This is a genomic window from Mycobacterium sp. 852002-51961_SCH5331710 (genome assembly GCF_001665535.1).
Taxonomy (GTDB): Bacteria; Actinomycetota; Actinomycetes; order Mycobacteriales; family Mycobacteriaceae; genus Mycobacterium.
Genome location: NZ_LZSQ01000006.1, coordinates 1 through 20,946 on the forward strand (window position 1 = coordinate 1; position 20,946 = coordinate 20,946).

At 68.3% G+C, this 20,946-nt stretch carries 24 protein-coding genes; 11 read left to right on the plus strand and 13 right to left on the minus strand.

The window, feature by feature from the left end; all coding sequences use genetic code 11:
- From A5752_RS00860 to A5752_RS00870, 3 genes are all read left to right on the plus strand, one after another.
- Window positions 1-554, plus strand: a 554-nt coding sequence (locus A5752_RS00860) for a cbb3-type cytochrome c oxidase subunit I (RefSeq protein WP_197500511.1), incomplete at its 5' end; no start/stop codon positions are given.
- A gap of 190 nt (window positions 555-744) precedes the next feature.
- A complete protein-coding gene (locus tag A5752_RS00865) occupies window positions 745-930 on the plus strand; it encodes a hypothetical protein (RefSeq protein WP_067080614.1) in 186 nt (61 codons plus the stop codon).
- Window positions 931-992: 62 nt separating this feature from the next.
- On the plus strand, window positions 993-1,778 hold the full coding sequence (locus A5752_RS00870) for a hypothetical protein (protein ID WP_067080617.1): 786 nt from the start codon (window positions 993-995) through the stop codon (window positions 1,776-1,778).
- A gap of 5 nt (window positions 1,779-1,783) precedes the next feature.
- Here the strand turns inward: A5752_RS00870 and A5752_RS00875 are convergent, their stop codons facing one another.
- From A5752_RS00875 to A5752_RS00915, 9 genes are all read right to left on the minus strand, one after another.
- Window positions 1,784-2,413, minus strand: a complete 630-nt coding sequence (locus A5752_RS00875) for a trimeric intracellular cation channel family protein (RefSeq protein ID WP_067080620.1) — start codon at window positions 2,411-2,413, stop codon at window positions 1,784-1,786.
- A 29-nt stretch (window positions 2,414-2,442) separates the two neighbouring features.
- Window positions 2,443-3,429 carry an NAD-dependent epimerase/dehydratase family protein gene (locus A5752_RS00880; RefSeq protein WP_067080622.1) on the minus strand — a complete coding sequence of 329 codons (987 nt, stop codon included), beginning with the start codon at window positions 3,427-3,429 and terminating at the stop codon, window positions 2,443-2,445.
- A gap of 41 nt (window positions 3,430-3,470) precedes the next feature.
- Window positions 3,471-4,358, minus strand: coding sequence for an NAD(P)-dependent oxidoreductase (locus tag A5752_RS00885; protein WP_067080978.1), 888 nt, complete (start codon window positions 4,356-4,358; stop codon window positions 3,471-3,473).
- 39 nt (window positions 4,359-4,397) lie between these two features.
- A complete protein-coding gene (locus tag A5752_RS00890; RefSeq protein WP_067080625.1) occupies window positions 4,398-4,868 on the minus strand; it encodes a (2Fe-2S)-binding protein in 471 nt (156 codons plus the stop codon).
- Window positions 4,861-5,736 (minus strand): FAD binding domain-containing protein, encoded by an 876-nt coding sequence (locus tag A5752_RS00895; protein WP_067080628.1) that lies wholly within the window; start codon window positions 5,734-5,736, stop codon window positions 4,861-4,863. Before A5752_RS00895 ends, A5752_RS00890 begins: the two co-directional genes overlap by 8 nt.
- Window positions 5,733-6,464 carry an SRPBCC family protein gene (locus A5752_RS00900; protein WP_067080630.1) on the minus strand — a complete coding sequence of 244 codons (732 nt, stop codon included), beginning with the start codon at window positions 6,462-6,464 and terminating at the stop codon, window positions 5,733-5,735. Before A5752_RS00900 ends, A5752_RS00895 begins: the two co-directional genes overlap by 4 nt.
- Window positions 6,465-6,471: 7 nt before the next feature.
- Window positions 6,472-8,814: a xanthine dehydrogenase family protein molybdopterin-binding subunit gene (locus A5752_RS00905; protein WP_067080633.1), complete on the minus strand. Its 2,343-nt coding sequence runs from the start codon at window positions 8,812-8,814 to the stop codon at window positions 6,472-6,474.
- 73 nt (window positions 8,815-8,887) lie between these two features.
- Complete coding sequence (locus tag A5752_RS00910; RefSeq protein WP_067080636.1) at window positions 8,888-10,009, minus strand: XdhC family protein; 1,122 nt, start codon at window positions 10,007-10,009, stop codon at window positions 8,888-8,890.
- Between the two features lie 79 nt (window positions 10,010-10,088).
- The gene (locus A5752_RS00915; RefSeq protein ID WP_067080639.1) at window positions 10,089-11,348 is read right to left on the minus strand and encodes a cytochrome P450; all 1,260 of its coding nucleotides are present in this window, start codon (window positions 11,346-11,348) and stop codon (window positions 10,089-10,091) included.
- A gap of 95 nt (window positions 11,349-11,443) precedes the next feature.
- On the opposite strand from A5752_RS00915, the gene A5752_RS00920 reads away from it, so the two are divergent.
- The 7 genes from A5752_RS00920 to A5752_RS00950 all read left to right on the plus strand — a co-directional run bounded on the left by A5752_RS00920 (window position 11,444) and on the right by A5752_RS00950 (window position 17,743).
- Window positions 11,444-12,109, plus strand: a complete 666-nt coding sequence (locus A5752_RS00920; RefSeq protein WP_067080642.1) for a M15 family metallopeptidase — start codon at window positions 11,444-11,446, stop codon at window positions 12,107-12,109.
- A gap of 299 nt (window positions 12,110-12,408) precedes the next feature.
- Complete coding sequence (locus A5752_RS00925) at window positions 12,409-13,431, plus strand: NADP-dependent oxidoreductase (RefSeq protein ID WP_067080644.1); 1,023 nt, start codon at window positions 12,409-12,411, stop codon at window positions 13,429-13,431.
- Between the two features lie 86 nt (window positions 13,432-13,517).
- Window positions 13,518-14,387, plus strand: a complete 870-nt coding sequence (locus A5752_RS00930) for a cutinase family protein (protein WP_082963684.1) — start codon at window positions 13,518-13,520, stop codon at window positions 14,385-14,387.
- A gap of 32 nt (window positions 14,388-14,419) precedes the next feature.
- On the plus strand, window positions 14,420-14,800 hold the full coding sequence (locus A5752_RS00935; protein WP_067080647.1) for a carboxymuconolactone decarboxylase family protein: 381 nt from the start codon (window positions 14,420-14,422) through the stop codon (window positions 14,798-14,800).
- A gap of 6 nt (window positions 14,801-14,806) precedes the next feature.
- Complete coding sequence (locus A5752_RS00940; RefSeq protein ID WP_067080650.1) at window positions 14,807-15,682, plus strand: NAD(P)-dependent oxidoreductase; 876 nt, start codon at window positions 14,807-14,809, stop codon at window positions 15,680-15,682.
- Between the two features lie 30 nt (window positions 15,683-15,712).
- Window positions 15,713-16,261, plus strand: a complete 549-nt coding sequence (locus A5752_RS00945; protein WP_067080653.1) for a hypothetical protein — start codon at window positions 15,713-15,715, stop codon at window positions 16,259-16,261.
- A gap of 84 nt (window positions 16,262-16,345) precedes the next feature.
- Window positions 16,346-17,743, plus strand: a complete 1,398-nt coding sequence (locus A5752_RS00950; RefSeq protein WP_067080657.1) for a PepSY-associated TM helix domain-containing protein — start codon at window positions 16,346-16,348, stop codon at window positions 17,741-17,743.
- Here the strand turns inward: A5752_RS00950 and A5752_RS00955 are convergent.
- Together A5752_RS00955 and A5752_RS00960 are read right to left on the minus strand one after the other, a co-directional pair.
- Window positions 17,740-18,156, minus strand: a complete 417-nt coding sequence (locus A5752_RS00955) for a DUF5313 domain-containing protein (protein WP_067080660.1) — start codon at window positions 18,154-18,156, stop codon at window positions 17,740-17,742. The genes A5752_RS00950 and A5752_RS00955 overlap by 4 nt on opposite strands.
- Window positions 18,157-18,173: 17 nt before the next feature.
- On the minus strand, window positions 18,174-18,674 hold the full coding sequence (locus tag A5752_RS00960; protein WP_067080663.1) for a MarR family winged helix-turn-helix transcriptional regulator: 501 nt from the start codon (window positions 18,672-18,674) through the stop codon (window positions 18,174-18,176).
- A gap of 91 nt (window positions 18,675-18,765) precedes the next feature.
- On the opposite strand from A5752_RS00960, the gene A5752_RS27655 reads away from it, so the two are divergent.
- Window positions 18,766-18,921, plus strand: coding sequence for a hypothetical protein (locus A5752_RS27655; RefSeq protein ID WP_197500512.1), 156 nt, complete (start codon window positions 18,766-18,768; stop codon window positions 18,919-18,921).
- Here A5752_RS27655 and A5752_RS00965 read toward each other — a convergent pair whose 3' ends face one another.
- Window positions 18,922-20,082: a SpoIIE family protein phosphatase gene (locus A5752_RS00965; protein WP_067080666.1), complete on the minus strand. Its 1,161-nt coding sequence runs from the start codon at window positions 20,080-20,082 to the stop codon at window positions 18,922-18,924.
- A complete protein-coding gene (locus A5752_RS00970; RefSeq protein WP_067080669.1) occupies window positions 20,079-20,879 on the minus strand; it encodes an alpha/beta fold hydrolase in 801 nt (266 codons plus the stop codon). Before A5752_RS00970 ends, A5752_RS00965 begins: the two co-directional genes overlap by 4 nt.
- Between the last annotated feature and the right edge of the window lie 67 nt (window positions 20,880-20,946).

Here is a 20,946-nt window from a genome sequence, read left to right on the forward strand (position 1 = left end):
ATTACGTGCTGTTCGGCACGATCGTGTTCGCGACGTATGCCGGTATCTACTTCTGGTTCCCGAAGATGACGGGCCGCCTACTCGACGAGCGGCTGGGCAAGCTGCACTTCTGGCTGACGTTGATCGGATTCCACACCACGTTCCTGGTGCAGCACTGGCTGGGTGACGAGGGCATGCCGCGCCGCTACGCCGACTATCTGCCGACCGACGGCTTCACCGTTCTCAATGTCGTGTCGTCGATCGGCGCGTTCATTCTCGGACTCTCGGTGCTGCCGTTCGCGTGGAACGTGTTCAAGAGTTGGCGCTACGGCGAACCGGTCACCGTCGACGATCCGTGGGGTTACGGCAACTCGCTGGAATGGGCGACATCATGCCCGCCGCCGCGGCACAACTTCACCGAGCTGCCCCGAATCCGTTCCGAGCGACCAGCGTTCGAGCTGCACTACCCGCACATGGTCGACCGCATGCGCGCCGAGGCCCATATCGGCAGGCATGCGACAGCGGGTGAGTCGCACTCCGGCTTCGGGCCGCGCACCGAGCCAGACCGCAGCTAGCGTCCCAGCGCATCTGATTCAAATCGCCTCTGCGCGAGCTTTGTTGCGCGCGAACAATGCCTGACTCGACGGTTGTCGGCGCGAGGCAATGCTTTGCCCCTTGTCTGCCCGCAGCATGGAAGGTGTTGTCGGACCCCCCACGGAAGCGGGTCCGGGCACATACCGACGAGACTGAGCGAGGGCAACAGACATGACCGCGTCGATCGAAAAAATCGGCGGCACACCGGTGTTCGCGCGATCACCGCAACGACCACCGACACGGCGTGAGACGCCGGGCAGTTCACCGAAACGTGGCCTGTGGCGTGACGACGACCAGTGGCTCGCCCAGGTGGCCATTCCACGTTGGGAGGCCGAGGGCGGAGCGCTTCTCACCTAGCGGCGGTTGAACGCGGTGACTTCGCCCGCGGCCCGCCCACCGAGATCGACAGGAGAACAACCGTGACTGGACAACCCCGACACTGGACCAGCTGGACGGCCCTGCTGATAGGCATCGGCGCCGTCGTCGCCGCGCTCACCGTGACCTCGACGGCGACGGGTCGCGGGCTCACACTCGCATTCGGCGCCTTCATTGTGTTCTTCGCCGCGCTTTCACTCCTCGCGCGGGTTCGCACGCCCGGCAGCTGGGGTCTTGTCGCGATCGGGCTTGGATTGGCCATGTTGCCGTTCCTCGGGGCGGCCTTCTTCCCGGACCCCGGCGCGGCGTGGACCGGCATCGTCGCGGGCCCGCTGGTGATGACGCTCGGCGCGATCGGTTGGGTGACCGGGCAGCCGCCGACGGTCACGGGCATCAGCCACTGGGGTCACCGCGACGCGAAGCGCGACAGAACCGCGACCCTGATCAGCGGCGCGGCTCTGGTCCTCGGGCTCGGCACCGTGCTGCTCGGGTCCTTGGTGGTGCGGGGTTCGGCGGCCGCGGTGGCCAGCACGGTCGGTTTGGGTGTCTTCCTGACCGTCGTCGCACTGTGGTCGTGGACGGCGGTCGATCCGACCCGTGACTACTTCATGCTCGCCGCGGTTGGCTTCGCCCTGTTCCTCGCTCCGACGGCCGCCGGGTTCTCGCACGATCCCACCGCGTGGGCAGCCTGGATTCCGGGCGCGGCCGCGACGGCCCTGGGTGTGGTGGGTTATCTGATCGGCGACCAACGCGACCTCACCAGCGAGTTGCGCGAAAGCGCCGCCGAGCGCTACCACCGGGCGTTCCGCGCGCAGCGATCGCGCGCGTGACGCCTCTAGTCCGGTCCGTCCGGCACACGAGGGGCGTGGAGATCGAAGCGAACGCCGATCAGGCGGATCGTGAGGCAGACCAGCGCGCCGAACACTGCGGCCAGCGTGCCGTGGTAGCCGATCGCGTCGGCGGCACCCACACAGGTCGCGCCGATCAGGGCGGGGATCGCGTACAGCTCGCTGCGCAGCACCGTCGGGATCCGGCCGATCAAAACGTCGCGGATCGTGCCGCCGCCGACGGCGGTGACGGTGCCGACGATCACCGCCTGCACGATGCCGAAGCCGAGATCGAGCGCCTTGTACGCGCCCAGCACCGCGAACACGCTCAACCCCACAGCGTCGAGAACGGTGATGGCGGCGGCGATCCGGTCGAGACGGCGGGTCAGGATGAACGCGATCAGGCCGCCCGACGCCGCGACGGCCAGATACCGCCAGTCGACGAAGGTGGCCGGCGGCAGCGAGTCGAGCAAGACGTCGCGGATCGTGCCGCCGCCCAGTCCAGTGAACATGCCGAGCGTGATGACACCGAAGATGTCGAGGCGTTCGGCGCGCACCGCGGTCAGGGCCCCGTTGAGCGCGAACGCGAAAGTGCCGAGCAGGTCGAGCACCAACCACAGCGGCGACGGACCCAGCATGACCGAAAGGTATACCCGGCCGTCGGTGGTTACGGGACCGACTGCTGCGGTTCGAACGACGCGATGATCGCGTCGACCGGGGAGCGCCACGTGATGCCGAGGTCCCCGGTGGTCGCGGAGTCGTCGGTCGGCGTCGCAGCGGTCAGCAGCAGCGCGGCCTCGTACGTCAGGCCGTCACCCAGGTCGACGACGCCGGACAGTGCCTCCCCAACGATGCTGATACCGCGAAACATGCCCTGGCTGACGGGGATCCGCCGGAATCGACGGTTCGCGCCCCGCTCGAGCGCCGAAATCATCTCCTCGAACGTGAGCAGCTCGCCCCCGCACACGTAGCGGCGCGGCCCGCGGCCGGCAGTGAACAGCGCCGCGTGCACGTCGGCGACATCGCGGACGTCGATCATCTGCATGCCGCCGCGCAGCCGCGGCGCGACGGCCCACCGCACCATCGGCGCCCATCCGCGTTCGGTGACGCCCGCCGCGGTGTGGAAGGCCGGACCCACCACACTCGACGGGTAGGTGATGACCACCGGCGCGCCCTGGTCCTGCAACCGCCGCGCCACCCGGTCGGCGTAGGCCTTGGTCTGCGCGTACGGACTGCGCCCCGGCGCGGTCGGCGTATCGGGACCGATCACGCCGTTCGGCGGCGGGAACAGCGCGCTGTAGCTGCTGACCAGCACGACCGGGTCCAGTCCACCGGCGACTGCGCGGGTCAGCACCGTCTCGGTGGCGTGGGCGTTCACCTCCCACATCAGCTTGCTGCGCCGCTTGTCCGTGCCGACCACACCGGCTCCGTGCAGCACCCCGTCGCAGCCGTCGAGCAGCGCGTCCACCGTGGAGGTTTGCCGGATGTCGCCGCTGATCGTTTCGATCTCACCGATCTCGGCGAGGCGGGCGAGAACCGGGGCGCCCTCCGCGTCCGGTGCGACGAGCAGACGCACGCGGTGGCCGGCTTCGAGCAGGGCGCGCACGCAGTGGGCGCCGACGTAACCGGTGCCTCCGGTGACCGCGATCAGCATGGTGCTCCTCGGATTTCGAAGAAGCGCCGATCGTATCGCCCTCAGCGCGTGGGCTCGGCGCCGGACTCCCAGTCCGCGACGGTGCTCAGCGCGGACCAGTCGAGGTCGCCGCCGCCCCGGGCGATCAGCGTCAGGAACTTGTCGCGCACCAAACTGGCGATCGGCAACGGAACACGCAGCTCTTCGCCCGCCGCCAGCGCCAGCCGGACATCCTTGAGCCCGAGTGTGGCGGCGAAGCCGGCGGGTTCGAACTCGCCTCGCGCCATCAGCCCGCCGTAGGTCCGGTACACCGGTGCGTCGAACAGCGTCGACGTCAGGATCTCCAGATAGTCCGGTTTGGTCACCCCACCCTTGACGACCAGGGCCATGGCTTCGCTGAGCGCCTCGATGACCGATGCGATCAGGAAGTTGCCGCTGAGTTTGATCAGCGTCGCGGCCCTCGGGGTCTCGGACACGACGAACGTGCGCTGTCCGATCGCGTCGAACACCGGTCCGGCGTCCGTCACGGCCGTCGCGTCACCTGCTGCGATCACGAACAGTTTCGCCGCGGCCGCCGCCTCCGGCCGACCGAAAACAGGTGCCGATACGAAACGCTGGCCGGCGGCGGCGTGCGCGTCGGCCAGCCGGTCGGTGAGTGCGGCGCTGATCGTGCTGCACGAGATGTGGGTGGCGCCGGGTGACAGCGCGGACACGATGCCGTCGTCGGACAACGAAACCGCCTCGACCGCACCGTCGTCGGCCAGCATCGTGACCACGCACTCGCCGCGACACGCGTCGGCCACGGAGGCCGCGGGGGTGGCGCCCAGTTCGGCGAGTGCCGAGACCTTGTCCGCTGAGCGGTTGTAGACCGTCACCCGATGCCGCGCCCCGAGGAGGTTGGCCGCCATCGGAGCGCCCATGTTGCCCAGACCGATGAACCCGATATCCATGGCGTCCACGATGCCGGGTTGTGGTCGGCGCGGCAGGACTTAGGTCATCTCGGCCGCGCGATGCACGGCGTTGACGATCCCCTGATAGCCGGTGCACCGGCAGAAGTTGCCCGACAAGCCCTCACGGATCTCCTCGTCGGTCGGCTTGGGGTTGTCGCGAAGCAGTGCGGTTATCGAGGTGACGAACCCCGGCGTGCAGAAGCCGCACTGCAGGCCATGGCATTCGCGCAGCGCGGCCTGCACGGGCGACAGTTCGCCGTCCGCACCGCCGATTCCCTCGACGGTGGTGACCTCCATACCCTCGGCCTGAACGGCGAAGATCAGGCACGCGCGCACCGCGTCGCCGTTGAGCAGCACGGTGCATGCGCCGCAGGCGCCGTGCTCACAACCGAGGTGCGTTCCCGTCAGGCCACACTTCTCCCGCAGGAAGTCCGCGAGCGTGATGCGCGGCTCCACGGTCGCGGAGAACGTGCGCCCGTTGACCGTCATCTCGACCGGCAGTTCATGCATCGATTGCCTCCGTTGTGGCGCGGGACCAGGCGCGGGCGACCATCGTCGCGCCGACCTTGGCCCGGTAGGTGGCCGACCCCTGCAGGTCGGACGGGATGTCCTCGAGGCCGGCCAGCGCGAGCCTGCCGACCTCTTCGGCGCTGACCTCACCGATCGGGTGACCGGTCACGGCCTCCTCGGCGGCGCTGCCGCGCAGCGGCGTCGACCCCAGCCCCAACAAGCCTATGCCGCAACGGGTTACCCGGTCATCGCGGTCGAGTTCGACCGCTACCGCAGCACCCGCGATCGCGAAGTCGCCGTGACGGCGGGCGAATTCCTCCAGCGCGAAACCGGATCGCCCACCCCACACGGGGAACTGCACCGCGGTCAGCATCTCCCCGGGTTCCAGTGAGGTCTCCCAGAGGCCGGTGAAGAAGTCCTTCGCCGCGATCTGCCGAGACCCCGTCGAGGACACCGCATCCATCTGCGCGTCGAGCGCCAACGCCACCGCCGCGTACTCCGCCGCGGGGTCTGCGTGTGCGATGGCGCCGCCCAGCGTGCCCCTGGTCCGGATCTGGAAGTGCCCGATGTGCGGGGTCGCCAGCGTCAGCAGCGGAACCGATTCTGCCACTTCGTCATCCATACCGACGAACGAGTGCGGGGTACCCGCCGCGACGCGCACCGCGCCGTCCACCAGGTCGATGCTGCGAAGCTCTTCGATGCGGGAGATGTCGATGAGGTTGTCGAAGTGCGTCAACCGCATCGCCAACATGGGCACCAGACTCTGTCCGCCCGCAAGGATTTTCGCATCCTCGCCGAACTCGGCGAGCATGTCGACGGCCTCCTTGACCGAGTCTGGACGGTGGTAGGTGAACGGAGCGGCCTTCATGACCGCAGTCGCTCGGTCGGCGAGCTGAGCAGCCGGGCCAATGCGGCCTGCAGGTCGTCGGCCAACACCGCGGTCGGCGCCTTGCGGCGTCGCCGGCCGATGAGGAAGCCGACCGTCAAGCCGCCGGCGACCGCGGCCACGACCGGTGCGACCCGCTTGGCCAGCGGCAGCGCAACGACTTTCAGCATGTCGATGGAATCACCGGCGTCGGCCTGGGCCGTCGCTGCGGCCGCTTCCGCCGTCGGGGCGGTGGTCGGCGCCCAGGCTCCATTCGGCGCCCTGTCGCCGAGGACGCTGGCCTCCAGCGACTTGGCGAACTGTCCGATCAAGTTGGATGCCACGTCGGCGAGCACGCCGCGCCCGAACTGGGCGGCCTTGCCGGAGATCGTCAGGTCGGTGTTGATGTAGACGACGGTGCCCGCGGCGCCCTCGTCCTTGAGCTGCGCGGTGACGATGGCGGCGGCGTTGCCGCTACCGCGGGTCTCCTTGCCCTCGGCCTTGAGCACGACGCGCTGGGCGGCGGCGTCCTTCTCCTGGAACGAGGCAACACCCTTGTAGGACACCGTGATCGGGCCGACCTTGACCTTCACCGCACCGGTGAAGTCATCGCCGTCCACCGACAGCAGCGTGGCCCCGGGCAGGCACGGGGCGACACGCTCGACGTCGGTCAGCACCTCCCACGTCTTGTCGGCAGGCACCGCGACGCGAAACTCGTTGTTCAGTTCCACTTGATCCTCACTTCTGGGCTTTCTCGATCGCCTCGACGATCGCGGCGGGGCTGGCGGGCAGGCGGGTCAGGGTGACGCCGAGCGGCGCCAGGGCGTCGTTGATCGCGTTGATCACGGCGGGCGTCGACCCGATGGCGCCGCCCTCGCCGACGCCTTTGTATCCGCCGACACCGGGTCCGGGGATCTCGACGTGGCCGTATTCGATCGCGGGCACCTCGGTGGCCGTCGGCAGCAGGTAGTCGACGAATGTGCTCGACAACGGGTTGCCGTCGTCGTCGTAGGCCATGTCCTCCAATAGAGCACCCCCGATGCCCTGCACGGTCCCGCCGGCGATCTGCCCCTCCACCACGTTGGGGTTGATCATCGGGCCGACGTCCTCGCTGACGATGTAGCGGGTGAGGGTGACTCGCCCGGTCTCGATGTCGACCTCGCATGTGCAGGCGTGTGTGGCGTTCGCCCAGTGGATCGGTGCCTGCGATGTGAAACGCGCGGTCGCCTCGAGGGAGGCCGACACCCCCGGCGGCAATTGCCCGGGCTCGTAGTACGCGCGGTATGCCAGGTCGGCGAAAGTGACGCTCTTATCCGGGTTTTCGCGCACGACGGCCCGAGATCCGGCCAGCTCGATCTCGGACTCCTCGACCTCGAGGCGCGGCGCCGCCATGGCGATGATCTGCTTGCGCAGCATTGCGCCGGCTTCTGCCACCGCACCGGCGGTCATCGGGCCGCTGCGGCTGCCCTGCGTGCCCGCGCCGTACGGCGTGACCGCGGTGTCGCCCTGGATCGTCGACACATCGGCGATGTCGGCGCCCAACGCGTCCGCGGTCAACTGCACGACCGTGGTCTCGATGCTGTTGCCCGTCGAGCCGCCGTTGACGTAGACGTTGATCTTGCCCGTCGGCTCCATGCGGATGGTCGCACCCTCGGACGCGAGGTGGCCCGTCGCGGCTCCGGTCGGCTCGATGTACGCCGAGAATCCGAGCCCGAGGTAGCGACCGTCGGCGAGCGCCTCGGCCTGCTCCTTGCGGAAGCCTTCGTGGTCGAGGATTTTCACGGCCTGCTCGAACGTGTCGGCGGGAGCGACGTGGTCGTAGGGCATGCCGTTGGGGTTGAAGTACGGCATTTCGTCGCCGCGCAGGATGTTGCGCCGGCGCAGTTCGACCGGATCCATGCCGATCTTGCGCGCGGCGATGTCGAAAAGCACTTCGCGGGCCAACGTTTCGTACTGCCAGGGTCCGCGGTAGGCGGCCAGCCCCGCGGTGTTGGAGAACACCGTCTTGTAGTTGAAGCTGGCCTTGGGCACCCGGTACGGACCGGGGAAGAACATGCCGACCGCGGCGGTGGTCAACACCGGGTACGGCGTGGGATAGGCGCCGACGTCGTAGGCGAAGTCGATGTCGACGGCGAGGATGGTGCCCTCCTCGTCAAGGGCCACCCGGGCGGTGCCGTCGACGTGGCGGGCCTGACCCGCCGACATCAGGTTCTCGCGGCGGTCCTCGATCCACTTCAAAGCCGCGGGTAGCTTGCGCGCGGCGAGCATGATGCACATGTCCTCGCGCATCGGCACGACTTTCTGTCCGAAGCCGCCGCCGGTGTCGCGCATGATGACGCGCACGTTGTGCGCCGGGATGCCGAGCAGGCGGGCGCAGAACGCGCGCAACTCATGCGGCGTCTGCGTGGACGCCCACAGCGTCAGTTCGCCGGTCGAGGGCGTCCATTCCACGACCATGCCGCGGCATTCGATCGGCACCGGCGCGTAGATCTGCTGATAGATGTTCGCCGATGCGACACAGGCCGCGTTGGCGAAGGTCTCCTCGTCCGGCGGTGCGCCGCCCATGCCGCCGGCGACGTTGTCCGGATAGGCCTCATGCACGACCGGCACGCCGGCCTCGGCGCCGCCGATCGCCTTGGTGAAATCGGCGACCGCCGGCAGCGGTTCATAGTCGACGTCGACGGCATCGACGGCGTCCTCGGCCAGGTAGCGGCTGTCGGCGACGACGAGCGCGACTGGATCGCCGACGAACTTGACCTCACCCTCGGCCAGCGGCGGCCGCGGAGTGTCCGGGATGTCCTTGCCGGCAACCGCGTGCCACGCCTCTTTGACGTCAGGGTTGAGGTCGTCGGCGGTGAACACCGCGTGGACGCCGGGCATGGCCAGCGTCGCCGACGCATCGATGCCCTTGATCCTGGCCCTCGCGAACGGGCTGCGCACGAAGCAGGCGTGCAGCATGCCTGGACGTACGACGTCGTCGACGAACGTGCCGCGACCGGTGAGAAGCCGGTTGTCCTCGACGCGCGCGACCCGGGTTCCTGCATAACGGGTCGCGACCTTCTCCGCTGAAGCAGAAGTCACGGTTCACCCTTCTCTTCGCCGTGTAAAGAGTGACGTTATCGCATTCGAGAACGACATTTCCATATGCGCTGTCTCATCGCTCGTGATGGATGCGCCCGTCGGTATCGCTGAGCGGTGCGCCGCCGCCACCCCACCTGCGGGCGATGATCTCCGCGGCGATCGACACCGCGGTCTCTTCCGGGGTGCGGGCCCCGAGATCGAGTCCGATCGGGCTGGCCAACCGCATCAGCTCCGCGTCGGTGAGTCCCGCCTCGCGCAACCGGCCCATCCGGTCGTCGTGGGTTCGGCGCGAGCCCATCACCCCGATGTAGCCGACCTCGGGCAGGCGCAGCGCGACCTGCAGCACCGGTACGTCGAACTTTGGGTCGTGAGTGAGCACGCAGACCGCGGTGCGGGCGTCGATCGCGCCCAGCTCGGCCTGTTCCGCGAGGTAGCGGTCGGGCCAGTTGACGACGACCTCATGCGCGCCGGGGAAACGGGCCGGCGTGGCGAACACCGGACGGGCGTCGCACACGGTGACGCGGTATCCGAGAAGCGCCCCCTGCTGCGCGAGCGCGCCCGCGAAGTCGATCGCGCCGAAGATCAGCATTCGCGGCGGCGGTGCGTGGCTGGCGACGAACACCTCCATGCCGGTCTCCTGGCGCTGACCGTCGGGCCCGTAAGACAGCACCCCGGTACGGCCCGCGGCGAGGAGTCCGCGCGCGTCGTCGGTGACGGCGGCGTCCAGGCGCGCCGACCCGAGCGAGCCGTCGACGGAGTCCGTACCGATCACCAGGCGGCGTCCGACGCGGTCGGGTTCGGGATGTGCGATGACGGTGGCGACCGCGATCGGCCGGTGGGCGGCGATGTCGTCGGCGACGGCCTGCAGCTGGGGGAAGGTGCCTTGCGACATCGGCTCGGCGAAGATGTCGATGATCCCCCCGCACGTCAGGCCGACGGCGAAGGCGTCGTCGTCGCTGATGCCGTAACGCTGCAGTTCGGGACGGCCCGAGGAGACCACGTCGTTGGCCAGTTCGTAGACGGCGGCCTCGACGCAGCCACCCGACACGGAACCGGCTACCGAGCCGTCGGGGCAGACCACCATGGTCGCGCCGGGCTGGCGAGGAGCCGAGCGAATCGTGCGCACGACCGTGGCCACACCGGCGGTGCCCCCGTCCCGCCACACGGTCAGCAACTCGTCGAGCACCTCGCGCACGCTCGCAGTCTAAGCCCGTGACGCTGTGCGAGTGCTCAGCGGTAAGCGGTGCGATTGGGACGCCTGGTCAAGCGGCCGGTCAGCGGGCGTCGAACGCGATGGGAAGCGTCGCGGGTCCGGTGATCCCGACCAACGGCTTCCACGTCGCGGGACCGACGCGGCGCAGATTGCGCATGCGGCTGGTCATCACGACGAGCGCCTCGGCGAGTTCACGGCGGGCCAGGTTGGCGCCGAGGCAGTAGTGCGCACCCGCCCCGAATGTCTGCATCGGTGTGGCGCCCTGCCGAGTGATGTCCAGCCGGTCGGGGTCGTCGTAGGCGGCCGGATCCCGGTTCGCACTGGCCGTGTTGACCAGTACGAAGCTGCCCGCCGGAATGGTCACCCCGTCGTAGGAGACGTCCTCCATCGTCATCCGCATCGCACCGAACACCACCGGATAGAACCGCATCACTTCCTCGACGGCGTTCATCGCGAGCTCGGGACGCTCGGCAAGCAGCTCCCATTGGTCGGGGTGGTCACAGAGCACGTCCACCGCCGCGGCGAGCTGGTTGCGGGTGGTGTCGGTGCCGGCCATCAGGATGCCCGCGGCCAACATGCGCAGTTCCTCGATGCTCAACCGGTCGCCGTCGTCCTCGGCGCGGATCAACTCGGAGATCAGGTCGTCGGTGAGCGAATCCCGGCGTTCGGCGACCATCCCGTCGATGTAGTCGTCGAGCTCGGCCCACGCCTGCAGGAAGATTGGCTCGTGTTCGGCCGCGTTCCACTGGAACAGCTTGAAGAAGTCGTCGGCCCACTCGGAGAGCAGTTTCCAGTCCTCGCTCGGGGCACCGAGCAGCTCGGCGATGACCGGAACCGGATACGGGCGCGCGATGTCCTCCACGACCTCGCAGCGACCCGTGTCCACCAGCGGGTCGACCAGTCCGGAGATGATCTCGGTGACCGTCGTCTCAAGCCGCCCCACCGAGCGCGGCGTGAACGCCTTGCACACCAGGCGGCGGAGCCGGGAGTGGGTCTCGCCGTTGACGCTGAGCAGGGTGGTGACCGCGCGGTCCCACAGCGGCCCCGAGGTGATGCCCTGGGCCTCGAGTCCGAGCCCCGGCGGCACGCACATGCGGGGGTCGCGCAGCGCCGCCCTGACCGTTTCGTAGCTCAACAGCTCGGGTCCGTGAGCGCCCATCACGACCGGTCCTGCGCTCCGTGCCTCGGCGATCCGCCGGTGCGCCTCGTATGCGCTGGGGGCGTCCTCGTAGGAGACGGTAGGCAGGTCGGCCTCGAAAACGCTCGGGCTGCGCCGATCGACCGAGGCGATGTCCGTGTCGAAGTTGATGGTGACGCTCATGGTGGCCTCCTCGGCGTGACGACACTTCGATGCTCGGTTCCGCCGGGGGAAGCGGGCTAGCGTAGGCGACTACTCCAGTCCGGAAACGAGGCGCAATGCGTAGAGCCTGGGCGGGCCCGGCGGCGGCCGCTGTCGTGCTGGCGTCGCCGGTGATCGGGACGACCTCCGCGACCCCGGACGCGTCGGTGCCGCCGGTGTCTGATGCGGCCCGGGCGGCCGGGCTCGTCGACGTACGCAGCGTCGTTCCCGACGCGGTGATCGACCTCCGGTATGCGACGGCGGACAACTTCGTCGGCGAGCAGCTGTATCCGGCCGATGCGCGCTGCCTGGTCCACGAGTCGATGGCACCCGGGTTGGCGGCCGCCGCCGACACCCTGCGCCGAGGCGGCGAGGCGTTGGTGTTCTGGGACTGCTACCGACCACACGATGTGCAGGTGCGGATGTTCGAGGCGGTGCCCGACCCCAGTTGGGTGGCGAGGCCGGGGACCTATGCCCGCAGCCACGAGGCCGCACTGTCGGTCGATGTGACGTTGGCCCGCGACGGTTCCCTCGTCGACATGGGCACCGGGTTCGACGACTTCACCTCACGCGCGCACGCATACGCCTCCGAAGGCGTCACACCGACCGTCAGGGCCAACCGCGCACGCTTGCGCGGGGCGATGGAGTCGGGGGGTCTCGCGGTGTACGACGGCGAGTGGTGGCACTTCGACGCAGCGGGCGCGAATGCACCGCACCCGATACTCGACGTTCCCGTGAACTAGTTGCCCGTCAGGCTGCGGCCGGATCCGCGGTCATGGCTTGGCAGTAGGAGCACAGGTTCGGCCCGAGTGTCGGGTAACCACATCCGCCGCAGATCGCGACCGCGGTGACTTCATCGGCTTCGGGCATGCCGATTATTTACCCTCTTGCAATCCGATTAATCCCCCGAATCGAGACAAGTCTGAAACCGCCCCGACAGTGATCGCGATCGTCTGCCATCTCCTCGCGAGTCGAAGGTTCACCCGCGCGATCGTCGGCGACAGACGCCCACAGCGGCGTGCCCATTGGGTAGGTTCGCGTCGTGGCCGAGCTGATGAATCGCCAAATCGTGTTGCGCCGCAGACCCGTCGGGCTGGTGCAGCCCGACGACACCGAGTTGATCACCACTCCCGCGCCGGAGCCAGCCGACGGTGAGGCGCTGGTGCGGACGACTTACATCGGCATCGACGCGGCGGCCCGCACCTGGCTGAACGACCAGCCGGGGTATCTGCCACCGGTGCAACTCGGTGAGGTCATCCGCGCGGCGGGGATCGGGGAGGTGGTGGCGTCGCGCTGCGATGCGTACGCCGTCGGAGACGTCGTGACGACGTTGACCGGCTTTCAGGAATACGTCATCAGCCGCGACGACATCTTCACCACGCCGGTGCCCGGTCCCGACGTCGACCAACTCGCGGTGATGTCGGTGTACGGCCCGACCGGTGCTACGGCCTACTTCGGGATGGTCGGTATCGGCAGGCCGCAGCCGGGCGAGACGGTGGTGGTCTCGGCGGCGGCGGGCGCCACCGGTTCGGTCGCGGGGCAGATCGCCAAGATCGCCGGCGCCCGCGTGGTGGGTATCGCGGGCGGACCGGAGAAGTGTCGTGCCGTCGTGAAGGATTTCGGGTTCGACGCGTGCATCGACTACCGCGAAGACAACCTGCCCGCGGCCTTGAAGGAGCACTGCCCCAACGGCGTCGACGTGTACTTCGACAACGTCGGCGGTCCCATCCTCGACGCCGTGCTCGGCCGGCTGGCGCACAAGGCGAGAGTCGTGCTGTGCGGGGTCATCTCGAGCTATCTGACCGGTGAGCATCCCGGCCCGGCCAACTACGTCAACCTGCTGTCGAAAACCGCGCTGATGCAGGGGTTCAACGCGCTGGACGAATGGGGGCGCTTCGATGAGGCGTTCGGTCCGCTGCGCCAGTGGGCGGCCGAGGGCCGACTGGTGCACCGCCAAACGATCTACGAGGGCATCGAGTCCTGCGTCGACGCGATGAACGGCTTGTTCACCGGCGCGAACATCGGCAAAATGCTGGTGAAGGTCAGCCAACCCGCGGGCGGCTGACGTTTCTGATTGGGTGCGGATCAAAGCGGGTATGACGAACGTCGCAATTTGGTGGCAGAGGTATCGCAACTCATAGGAGTGGTCGCATGGGCGCTCGTCGAATCGCTCGGATGCTCGGTCTGGTCGTGCCGGTAGCGGCACTCCTCGCCGCACCCGTCCCGCTCGCGGCGGCACAACCCCCTCCGCCCGCACCGGCGCCTGCCCCGCCGCCGGGCTGTCCCGACGTGCAGGTGGTCTTCGCGCGCGGGACGCTCGAGCCGATCGGCGTCGGCGGCGTCGGACAGGCGTTCGTCGACGCGCTGCGCGCTCAGGCCGGAGGCCGCACGGTCGACGTCTACCCGGTGAACTATCCGGCCAGCAACGACTTCGGCGACCGCATCCAGTTCGCCCGCACGGTCGTCGACGGGATCCGCGATGCGGGGACCAAGGTCGAATCGACCGCTGCCAACTGCCCCGACACCCGAATCGTGCTCGGCGGATTCTCCCAGGGCGCAGCCGTGGCCGGCTATGTGACGGCCGCCGAGATACCCGAGGAGGTTCCGGCCGAGTACCGCGAGTACATCCCGAATCCGATGCCGTCGAGTGTGGCCGACCACGTGGCGGCTGTGGTGCTGTTCGGTAAGCCGTCCGAGCAATTCATGCAAGACATCGGTGCCCCGCCGATCGTGATCGGCCCCTCGTACACCGGCAAGACCCTCGACCTGTGCGCCCAGGGCGACACGATCTGCAACGGTGCTCCCCCCGGGCTGCCGCCCATCGCGCACAACTCGTACGCCTTCAACGGAATGACGAACGAGGGCGCGGCGTATGCCGTGGCGCGGTTGGATCCCGACGCGACGCCGCCGCCGGCGCCGCTCCCCGCGGCACCTCCGGCGCCCCCCGGACCCGAGGTCTTCGCGGCTCCTGCGCCGGCACCCGCACCCGCACCCGCACCGGCGCCTGCTCCAGCCGGCTGACGCGCGCGGCCCGGGTCTGCCACTCTCATGTGGTGGACCGAGACGTGTACGACAAAGGCCGAGAGATCCGCACGGCGGTGCTCGGTGAGGCCTATGTGCAGAATGCGACGGCTGGCGCGGACGACTTCACGGGGCCGTTCCAGGATCTGGTGACCGAGTACTGCTGGGGGGCGGTATGGGGCCGCGACGCCCTGCCCCGCAAAACCCGCAGCATGCTGAACCTCGCGATGCTCGCGGTGTTGAACCGCCCCAACGAATTACGGACACATGTCAGGGGTGCACTCACCAACGGCGTATCCAGCGAGGAGATCCGGGAGATCTTCATGCAGGTCGCGGTGTACGCAGGTGTTCCCGCCGCGGTGGAAGCCTTCCGGATCGCCCGCGCGACATTCGACGAGATCGAAGAGCGGTAGTACACCATGGACGTCGGCTTCGTCGGCCTGGGCAACATGGGATTCCCGATGGCTGCTCGACTGCGGGCCGCCGGGTACGGGGTCGTGGTGTGTGACACCCGCCGCGAGGTGGTCGACAGGGCGGTCGAAGCCGGGGCCTTACCTGCGGCCTCCGTCCGCGAGGTTGCCGATCGCGTCCCGACCCTGCTGGCCAGCCTTCCGACACCGCAGGCGTCGGAGTCGGTGGCCGCCGAAGTCGCGGGTGGGACCGCCGTCGAATGTTTCATCGACCTGTCGACGGTGGGAAGCCAAGCGGCGCAGCGCAACAGCGATCTGTTGGCCGAGCAGGGGATCGCGGCGCTCGACAGTCCCGTCAGCGGCGGGGTGCACGGGGCCGAGGCCGGCGCGCTGGCCATCATGGTGTCGGGCCCGCGGGATCACTTTGACGCGTGCGCGCCCATCTTCGAAACCCTCGGGCGGGCAACGTTCGTCGGCGAGAAGCCCGGTGCGGCGCAGACGATGAAACTCGTCAACAACGTGATCGCCGCGACGACGTTGGCCGTCACTGCCGAAGCGATGGTGGCCGGCGTGAAAGCGGGCCTCGACGCACGGGTGATGATCGACGTCCTCAACGCCGGTTCCGGTGGCACCCACGCCAGCCGGGACAAGTTCCCCCGGGCGGTCCTGCCCCGCACATTCGACTACGGCTTCGCGACGGGTCTGATGGTCAAGGACGTCAGGCTCTACCTCGACGAAGCCAGGGCGTTGGGCCTGCCGACCGAGGTCGCCGATGCGGTCGCGCAGGTATGGGAGGCGACGATGGCCGCCGAGGGAGCCGAGTCCGACTTCACCGCGGTGGTGAAACCCATGGAGGACGCTGCCGGTGTGGTGGTCGAAGGGTGACCCGGTCGGGCCGCCGGTAGAGTTCGGCGGGTGAACACGCCCGAGTCGCGCGCACGTTGGGTGCGCGGGGGTCTGGTCGGTGCGTGTTCGGCCGTCTTGACCGCCGCCGCGCATACATTCGCGGGTGGGCAGCTGCCGCGGGGTTCGGCGCTGATCTTCGCGATACTCGTGTGTGCCACCGTCGGGGCCGGTGCCGCACGGCCGGTGCTCGACGGGCGTCGCGCGCGGGTGATCGGCGTCGTCGGGGCCCTGAGCGCCGCGCAAATCCTCGGCCACCTGGCGTTCGTCATCGCGGGGGGACACGTCCACACGGCAGCGGCGCTCGGGTTCATACCCGCCATGGTGGCGGCCCACATCGGGGCCGCAATCGTGCTCGGAGCGGTGATCGCCGCCGTCGAGTACCTCTACGTCGTCTGTGTATCCGTACTGCGGTGGCTTCGGATCTTCCCCACGCTCGGAGTTCCGCCGCGTGCGCGCAGGCTGGACCGTGACGTCAAAATCGTTGTCGCCGAGTCAGTACTGGGTAGCTACGGGCTCGGCATGCGCGCTCCGCCGCGTAGGTGCACAACGGCGGGTTAGCCCGCCGCCGATCGATCGGCCGCGACCGTCGTCGCGGCGTTTTCGAACACTCCGTCACGTCACCGGCTGAAGGCTCACACACTCATGACAACGACCCCTACCCTCGGCATGCCCGCGCGTCAGCGACCGCGGAGCCTGCGTCCACTTCTTCTTCGATTGCATTTCTACGCCGGCGTTTTCGTAGGCCCGTTCCTACTGATCGCCGCGATAACCGGCCTGGTCTATGCCGTCATTCCGCAGATCGACGAAGCGGTCTACCGGCACCAGCTCACCGTCGACCAGGTCGGTGAGCAACGGCTCCCACTGGCCGAGCAGATCCGTGCCGCGCGTGCCGCGCACCCCGAAGGGGTGGTGCAGCGCATCGGACCACCCGACTCGGCCGACGAGACCACCCGTGTCGTCCTCGCCGTCGACGATGTGCCGCCCGACTATGCGCGGACGGTGTTCGTCGACCCGTACAGCGGTGACATCCGCGGCGTGCTGACCACCTACGGTCAGTGGCTGCCCGTCCGCGCCTGGTTCGACGAGTTGCATCGCGACCTGCACCTCGGTGCGCTGGGCCGCAACTACAGTGAGCTCGCGGCCAGCTGGTTGACGGTGATCGCGCTGGCAGGCCTGGCGCTGTGGTACCTGCACCGGCGCGATACCGGAAAGCTGCGTCGAATCGCGCTACCCGACCGCGACAAGAAGGGCCGACGGCGCACCCTGTCCTGGCATGGCGCGGTTGGTATTTGGATCATGGTGGCGCTGCTCGGGCTGTCGGTCACCGGCATCACCTGGTCCCGGTACGGCGGTGAGACGGTCAATCTGCTGCAGGAGCGGCTGAACACCGCGGCGCCGTCGGTCGACACCGCGCTGACACCATCCCACGCTGTGGCACCGGCCGGGCATCAGCATGACGTGCCGCCCGCGGCCGGTGGCGACGCAATGTTGAGTGGTGTGGACACCGCACTGCACGCCGCCGTCGATGCGGGATTACGTGCGCCGATGTGGATGTATCCGCCCGCCGACGAGAGGCAGGGCTGGCAGGTAATCGAGAACAAGCGTGACTGGCCCACCCGCCACGACGCGATCTCGGTCGACCCCGCCACGGGTGCCGTGACCGATCGTGTCGACTTCACCGACTGGCCTTTCCTGGCCAAGCTCACCGACTGGGCGATCGACGCCCACATGGGCGTGTTGTTCGGAGTGGTGAACCAGATCGTGTTGGCGCTCACGGCGATTGGGTTGATCGCGATCATCGTCCGCGGCTACCTCATGTGGTGGCAACGCAGACCGACAAAAGGGTCGTCTTGGGCGGTCGGACGCCCGCCTGTCCGTGGCGCGCTGCGCGGCTTGCACCCGGCCGCGGTCACCGCGCTTGTCGTCGGCGCGGCCGCGCTGGGCTGGGCGCTACCGCTGTTCGGCCTCAGCCTGCTGGCATTCGTGATCGCCGATGTCGTCGTCGCCAAGGTCAAGAAGCGAGGCGCGCCGGTGCGCTAGAACGGGCTGCTGTTCTGCTGCCAGCGCGCTTCTTCGGGGCGCGGGCCGAAGCGACGGACGTAGTCCTCGTGCATCCGCGCGTCCTTCTGGCGCCTGATCTCGTCGACCAGGTTCTGGTCGAGCCCGTGTTGAGCGAGGCGATGGCGGCGCCAGATCTTGTTGAGTGCCAGCGCCATCAGGATCGCCCAGATGTAGATCGGCGCCGTCATCTCCAGATGTACGTAGAACGACGCCGGGAGCAGCCAGAAGGGAGCCAGAACCAGGAAGGGCGGTATCGCCATCCGGATCATGTGACGGCGGAGCGCACCCGGTCCGGCCAGGTCGCGTGCGACCCACTCGCGCATGGAGTCCGGCAGTCGGCGCCCATACGAATAGGCGATGTACTGAATGATGTTGGGGCGGGCCGCAGCCACGGGTCCTCCTCGGGTAGTCAGGTGTCGAGTGCGCCCGCCGCAAGCGCAGCGGTGTTCACGCGGTTCAACACATTGCGGAGATTTTCGAGTTCGGGAAGGTCGACGCCCAGGCGTTCGACGACGGCAAGCGGAATGTCGAGAGCGCGTTGGCGTAAGTGCTCACCTTTCTCGGTGAGCCGCACGTCGGTGGCGCGTTCGTCGACGGCGCTACGGGCCCGGGTGATGAGCCCGAGCGACTCGAGGCGTTTGAGCATCGGAGACAGCGTCGCGGAATCGAGTTGCAGGTTGCGTGCGATCTCCTTGACCGAAAGCGGTTTCGTGGGCGGCTCGCCCGTGCCCGCGGTCTTGAAGTGGTCCCACAACGTCAGCATGACCAGATACTGCGGATGGGTGAGGCCGAGTGGTTCGAGCAGCGGTCGGTAGATCGCCAGCACGGCCCGGTGGGTCACCGCGAGCGCGAAGCAGACCTGCTGTTCGAGCGCGAGCGGATCGACGCGGGACGGCGTGGAAGTGGTCACACTTCCATCGTGGACTAATAGTTAGTGCCCTAGCAATGTACTTCCCATCACACCGGGTTTCGTCGTGCGGCAAGCGGTCGATCCTGCTCGAATGTCAACGCAGAACGATCCGCCGGCCACGCCGAAGGACGCCACCAAGGCGACCGAGGAACAGCGCGCACTGCAGGACGATCTGGACCACCGCGACGACGATCCCGAGGCCCCGGGCGGTCATCAGGATCGCCACGACGTCGCCGACGAGACCTGATCAGGCGTTCGCAGGTACCCCGAGGGCGAGCACCGCTGCATCGTCTTTGACTCCGGGCCCGAAGCTGGTGAGGAGTTCCTTCAGAGCGTTGACGATGGTGTCGGCCGTGGCGGGGGCGCGCTCGTCGACGAACGCGAGCAGGGCGCCTTCGTCGTCGTAGCGCTCGTGCCCGATTCCGGTGTTCGCCTCGGTCAAGCCGTCGGTGTAGAGGACCAGCGTGTCGCCCGGCGACAGGTGAAATTTGTGGGCGACGAATCGCGCGTTGTCGGTGATCCCGGTGGCGTGGCCGCCGACGGTGTCGGCGTAGTGCGCCGAACCGTCCGCGGTGAGGAGCAGTGGCGGCGGATGGCCGCCGCTGGCGAGTTCCACGTCGAAACCGTCGCCGCACATGGTGAGGTTGCCGTCGATCACGGTGCACAGGCGGTTACCGCCGACCTCGACGTCCTGCATGAGCACCGAGTTGAGGACGCGTAGGGCCTTCACCGGGTCGTGGTCGGCGACCGCCGCCGAACGCAGCACGTACCGCGCCAGGCCCGCGACGACGGCGGCGTCGACCCCCTTGCCGGCGACATCGCCGAGGAAGAACCCCCACGTCGTTCGCGAGAACGGGAAGAGGTCGTAGAAGTCGCCGCCGACGTCGTCCTCCGATGCGGTGTGGTAGTAGGCGGCGGCATCCAATCCCGGCGGCGGCGCCAGGAGCGGCGGAAGCAGTGAGCGGCGCAGGGTTTCGGCGAATGCCTGCACGCGGCTGCGTTCGGTCTCGGCGCGCTCGCGCTGCGCGAGCAGTTCGCGTTCGTAGGATCTCCGGTCCTTGGCGTCGACCGCCGTGAGGCGCAGCAGCTCCGGCTGGCCGTCGGCGTCGTACTTCACGTTGGCGGTCAGGAAGATGGGGATCCGGGTGCCGTCGGCGGTCTGGAAATCGAGCGTGACTCCATCGAGTTTGCCGCTCATCCGCAGAATCGCCCGGAAGTGGGTGTCGTAGTGCAGGCGGCCGCCCACGGTCAGTAGGTCGGTGATCAGCTTGCCCTGCAGACTGTTCCGCTCGTAACCCAGCCAGCCGGCCAATGTCGTGTTGGCGTGGATGATGCGTCCGTTCGGATGGGCGATCGCGTTACCGGACGGCGCGTTCTCCCAATGATCGCCGAGGTCCAACTCGGTCATGTCGGACGTGCGAATTCGGCGATCGCTTCGGCCGTTTCGTCTGGGTCGCTGACGTGAGGACAGTGCCCGGTCGCGTCGAGTGTGACCAGCCGACTACCGGAAATATGTTGGTGCACATAGGTTCCGACGGTCGCCGGGGCGATCGCGTCTTCCGCACACTCCAGAATCAGGGTGGGCACCGAAACCTTCGGAAGGTCGGTGCGGTTGTCGGACAGGAACGTCGCACGGGCGAACACGCGCGCGCAGTCGGGGTCGGTTCGGCAGAACGTCGCCTCGAGTTCCGCGGCCAACTCCGGTCGGTCCGCGTTGCCCATGATCACCGGGGCCATGGCTTCCGACCAGCCGAGGTAGTTGAGTTCCAGTGACTCCAGCAGTTCGTCGATGTCCGCCCTCGAGAATCCGCCCCGGTACCCGTCGTCGTCGATATAGCGGGGCGACGGCGTGATCATGACGAGTTTGGCGATCCGTTCGGGCTCGCTGATCACGGCGAGCACACCGATCATCGCGGCCACCGAGTGCCCCACGAACACCACATCGCGCAGGTCGAGGTCGCGCAGTATCTCGGCGATGTCGTCGGCGTAGCCGTCCAGCGATGAGTACTTGGCCTCGTCCCACGCCTTCGGGTCCGATGCGCCGGAGCCGACGTGGTCCATCAACACGATCCGGAAGTCGGCTTGCAACCGGTCGACGATGAGGCGCCACAAATTCTGGTCGCACCCGAACCCGTGGGCCAGGAAAAGCGTCGGGCCGCTCTGGCGGCCAACGATCTTGATGTTGTTCCGGGTCCAGACGTCCATGTCCAGCAGCTTAGAAGCCGCCGACCAGGCTCGGTGCCGACCGCTGCAGCCTCATGCGAGGGGAGGA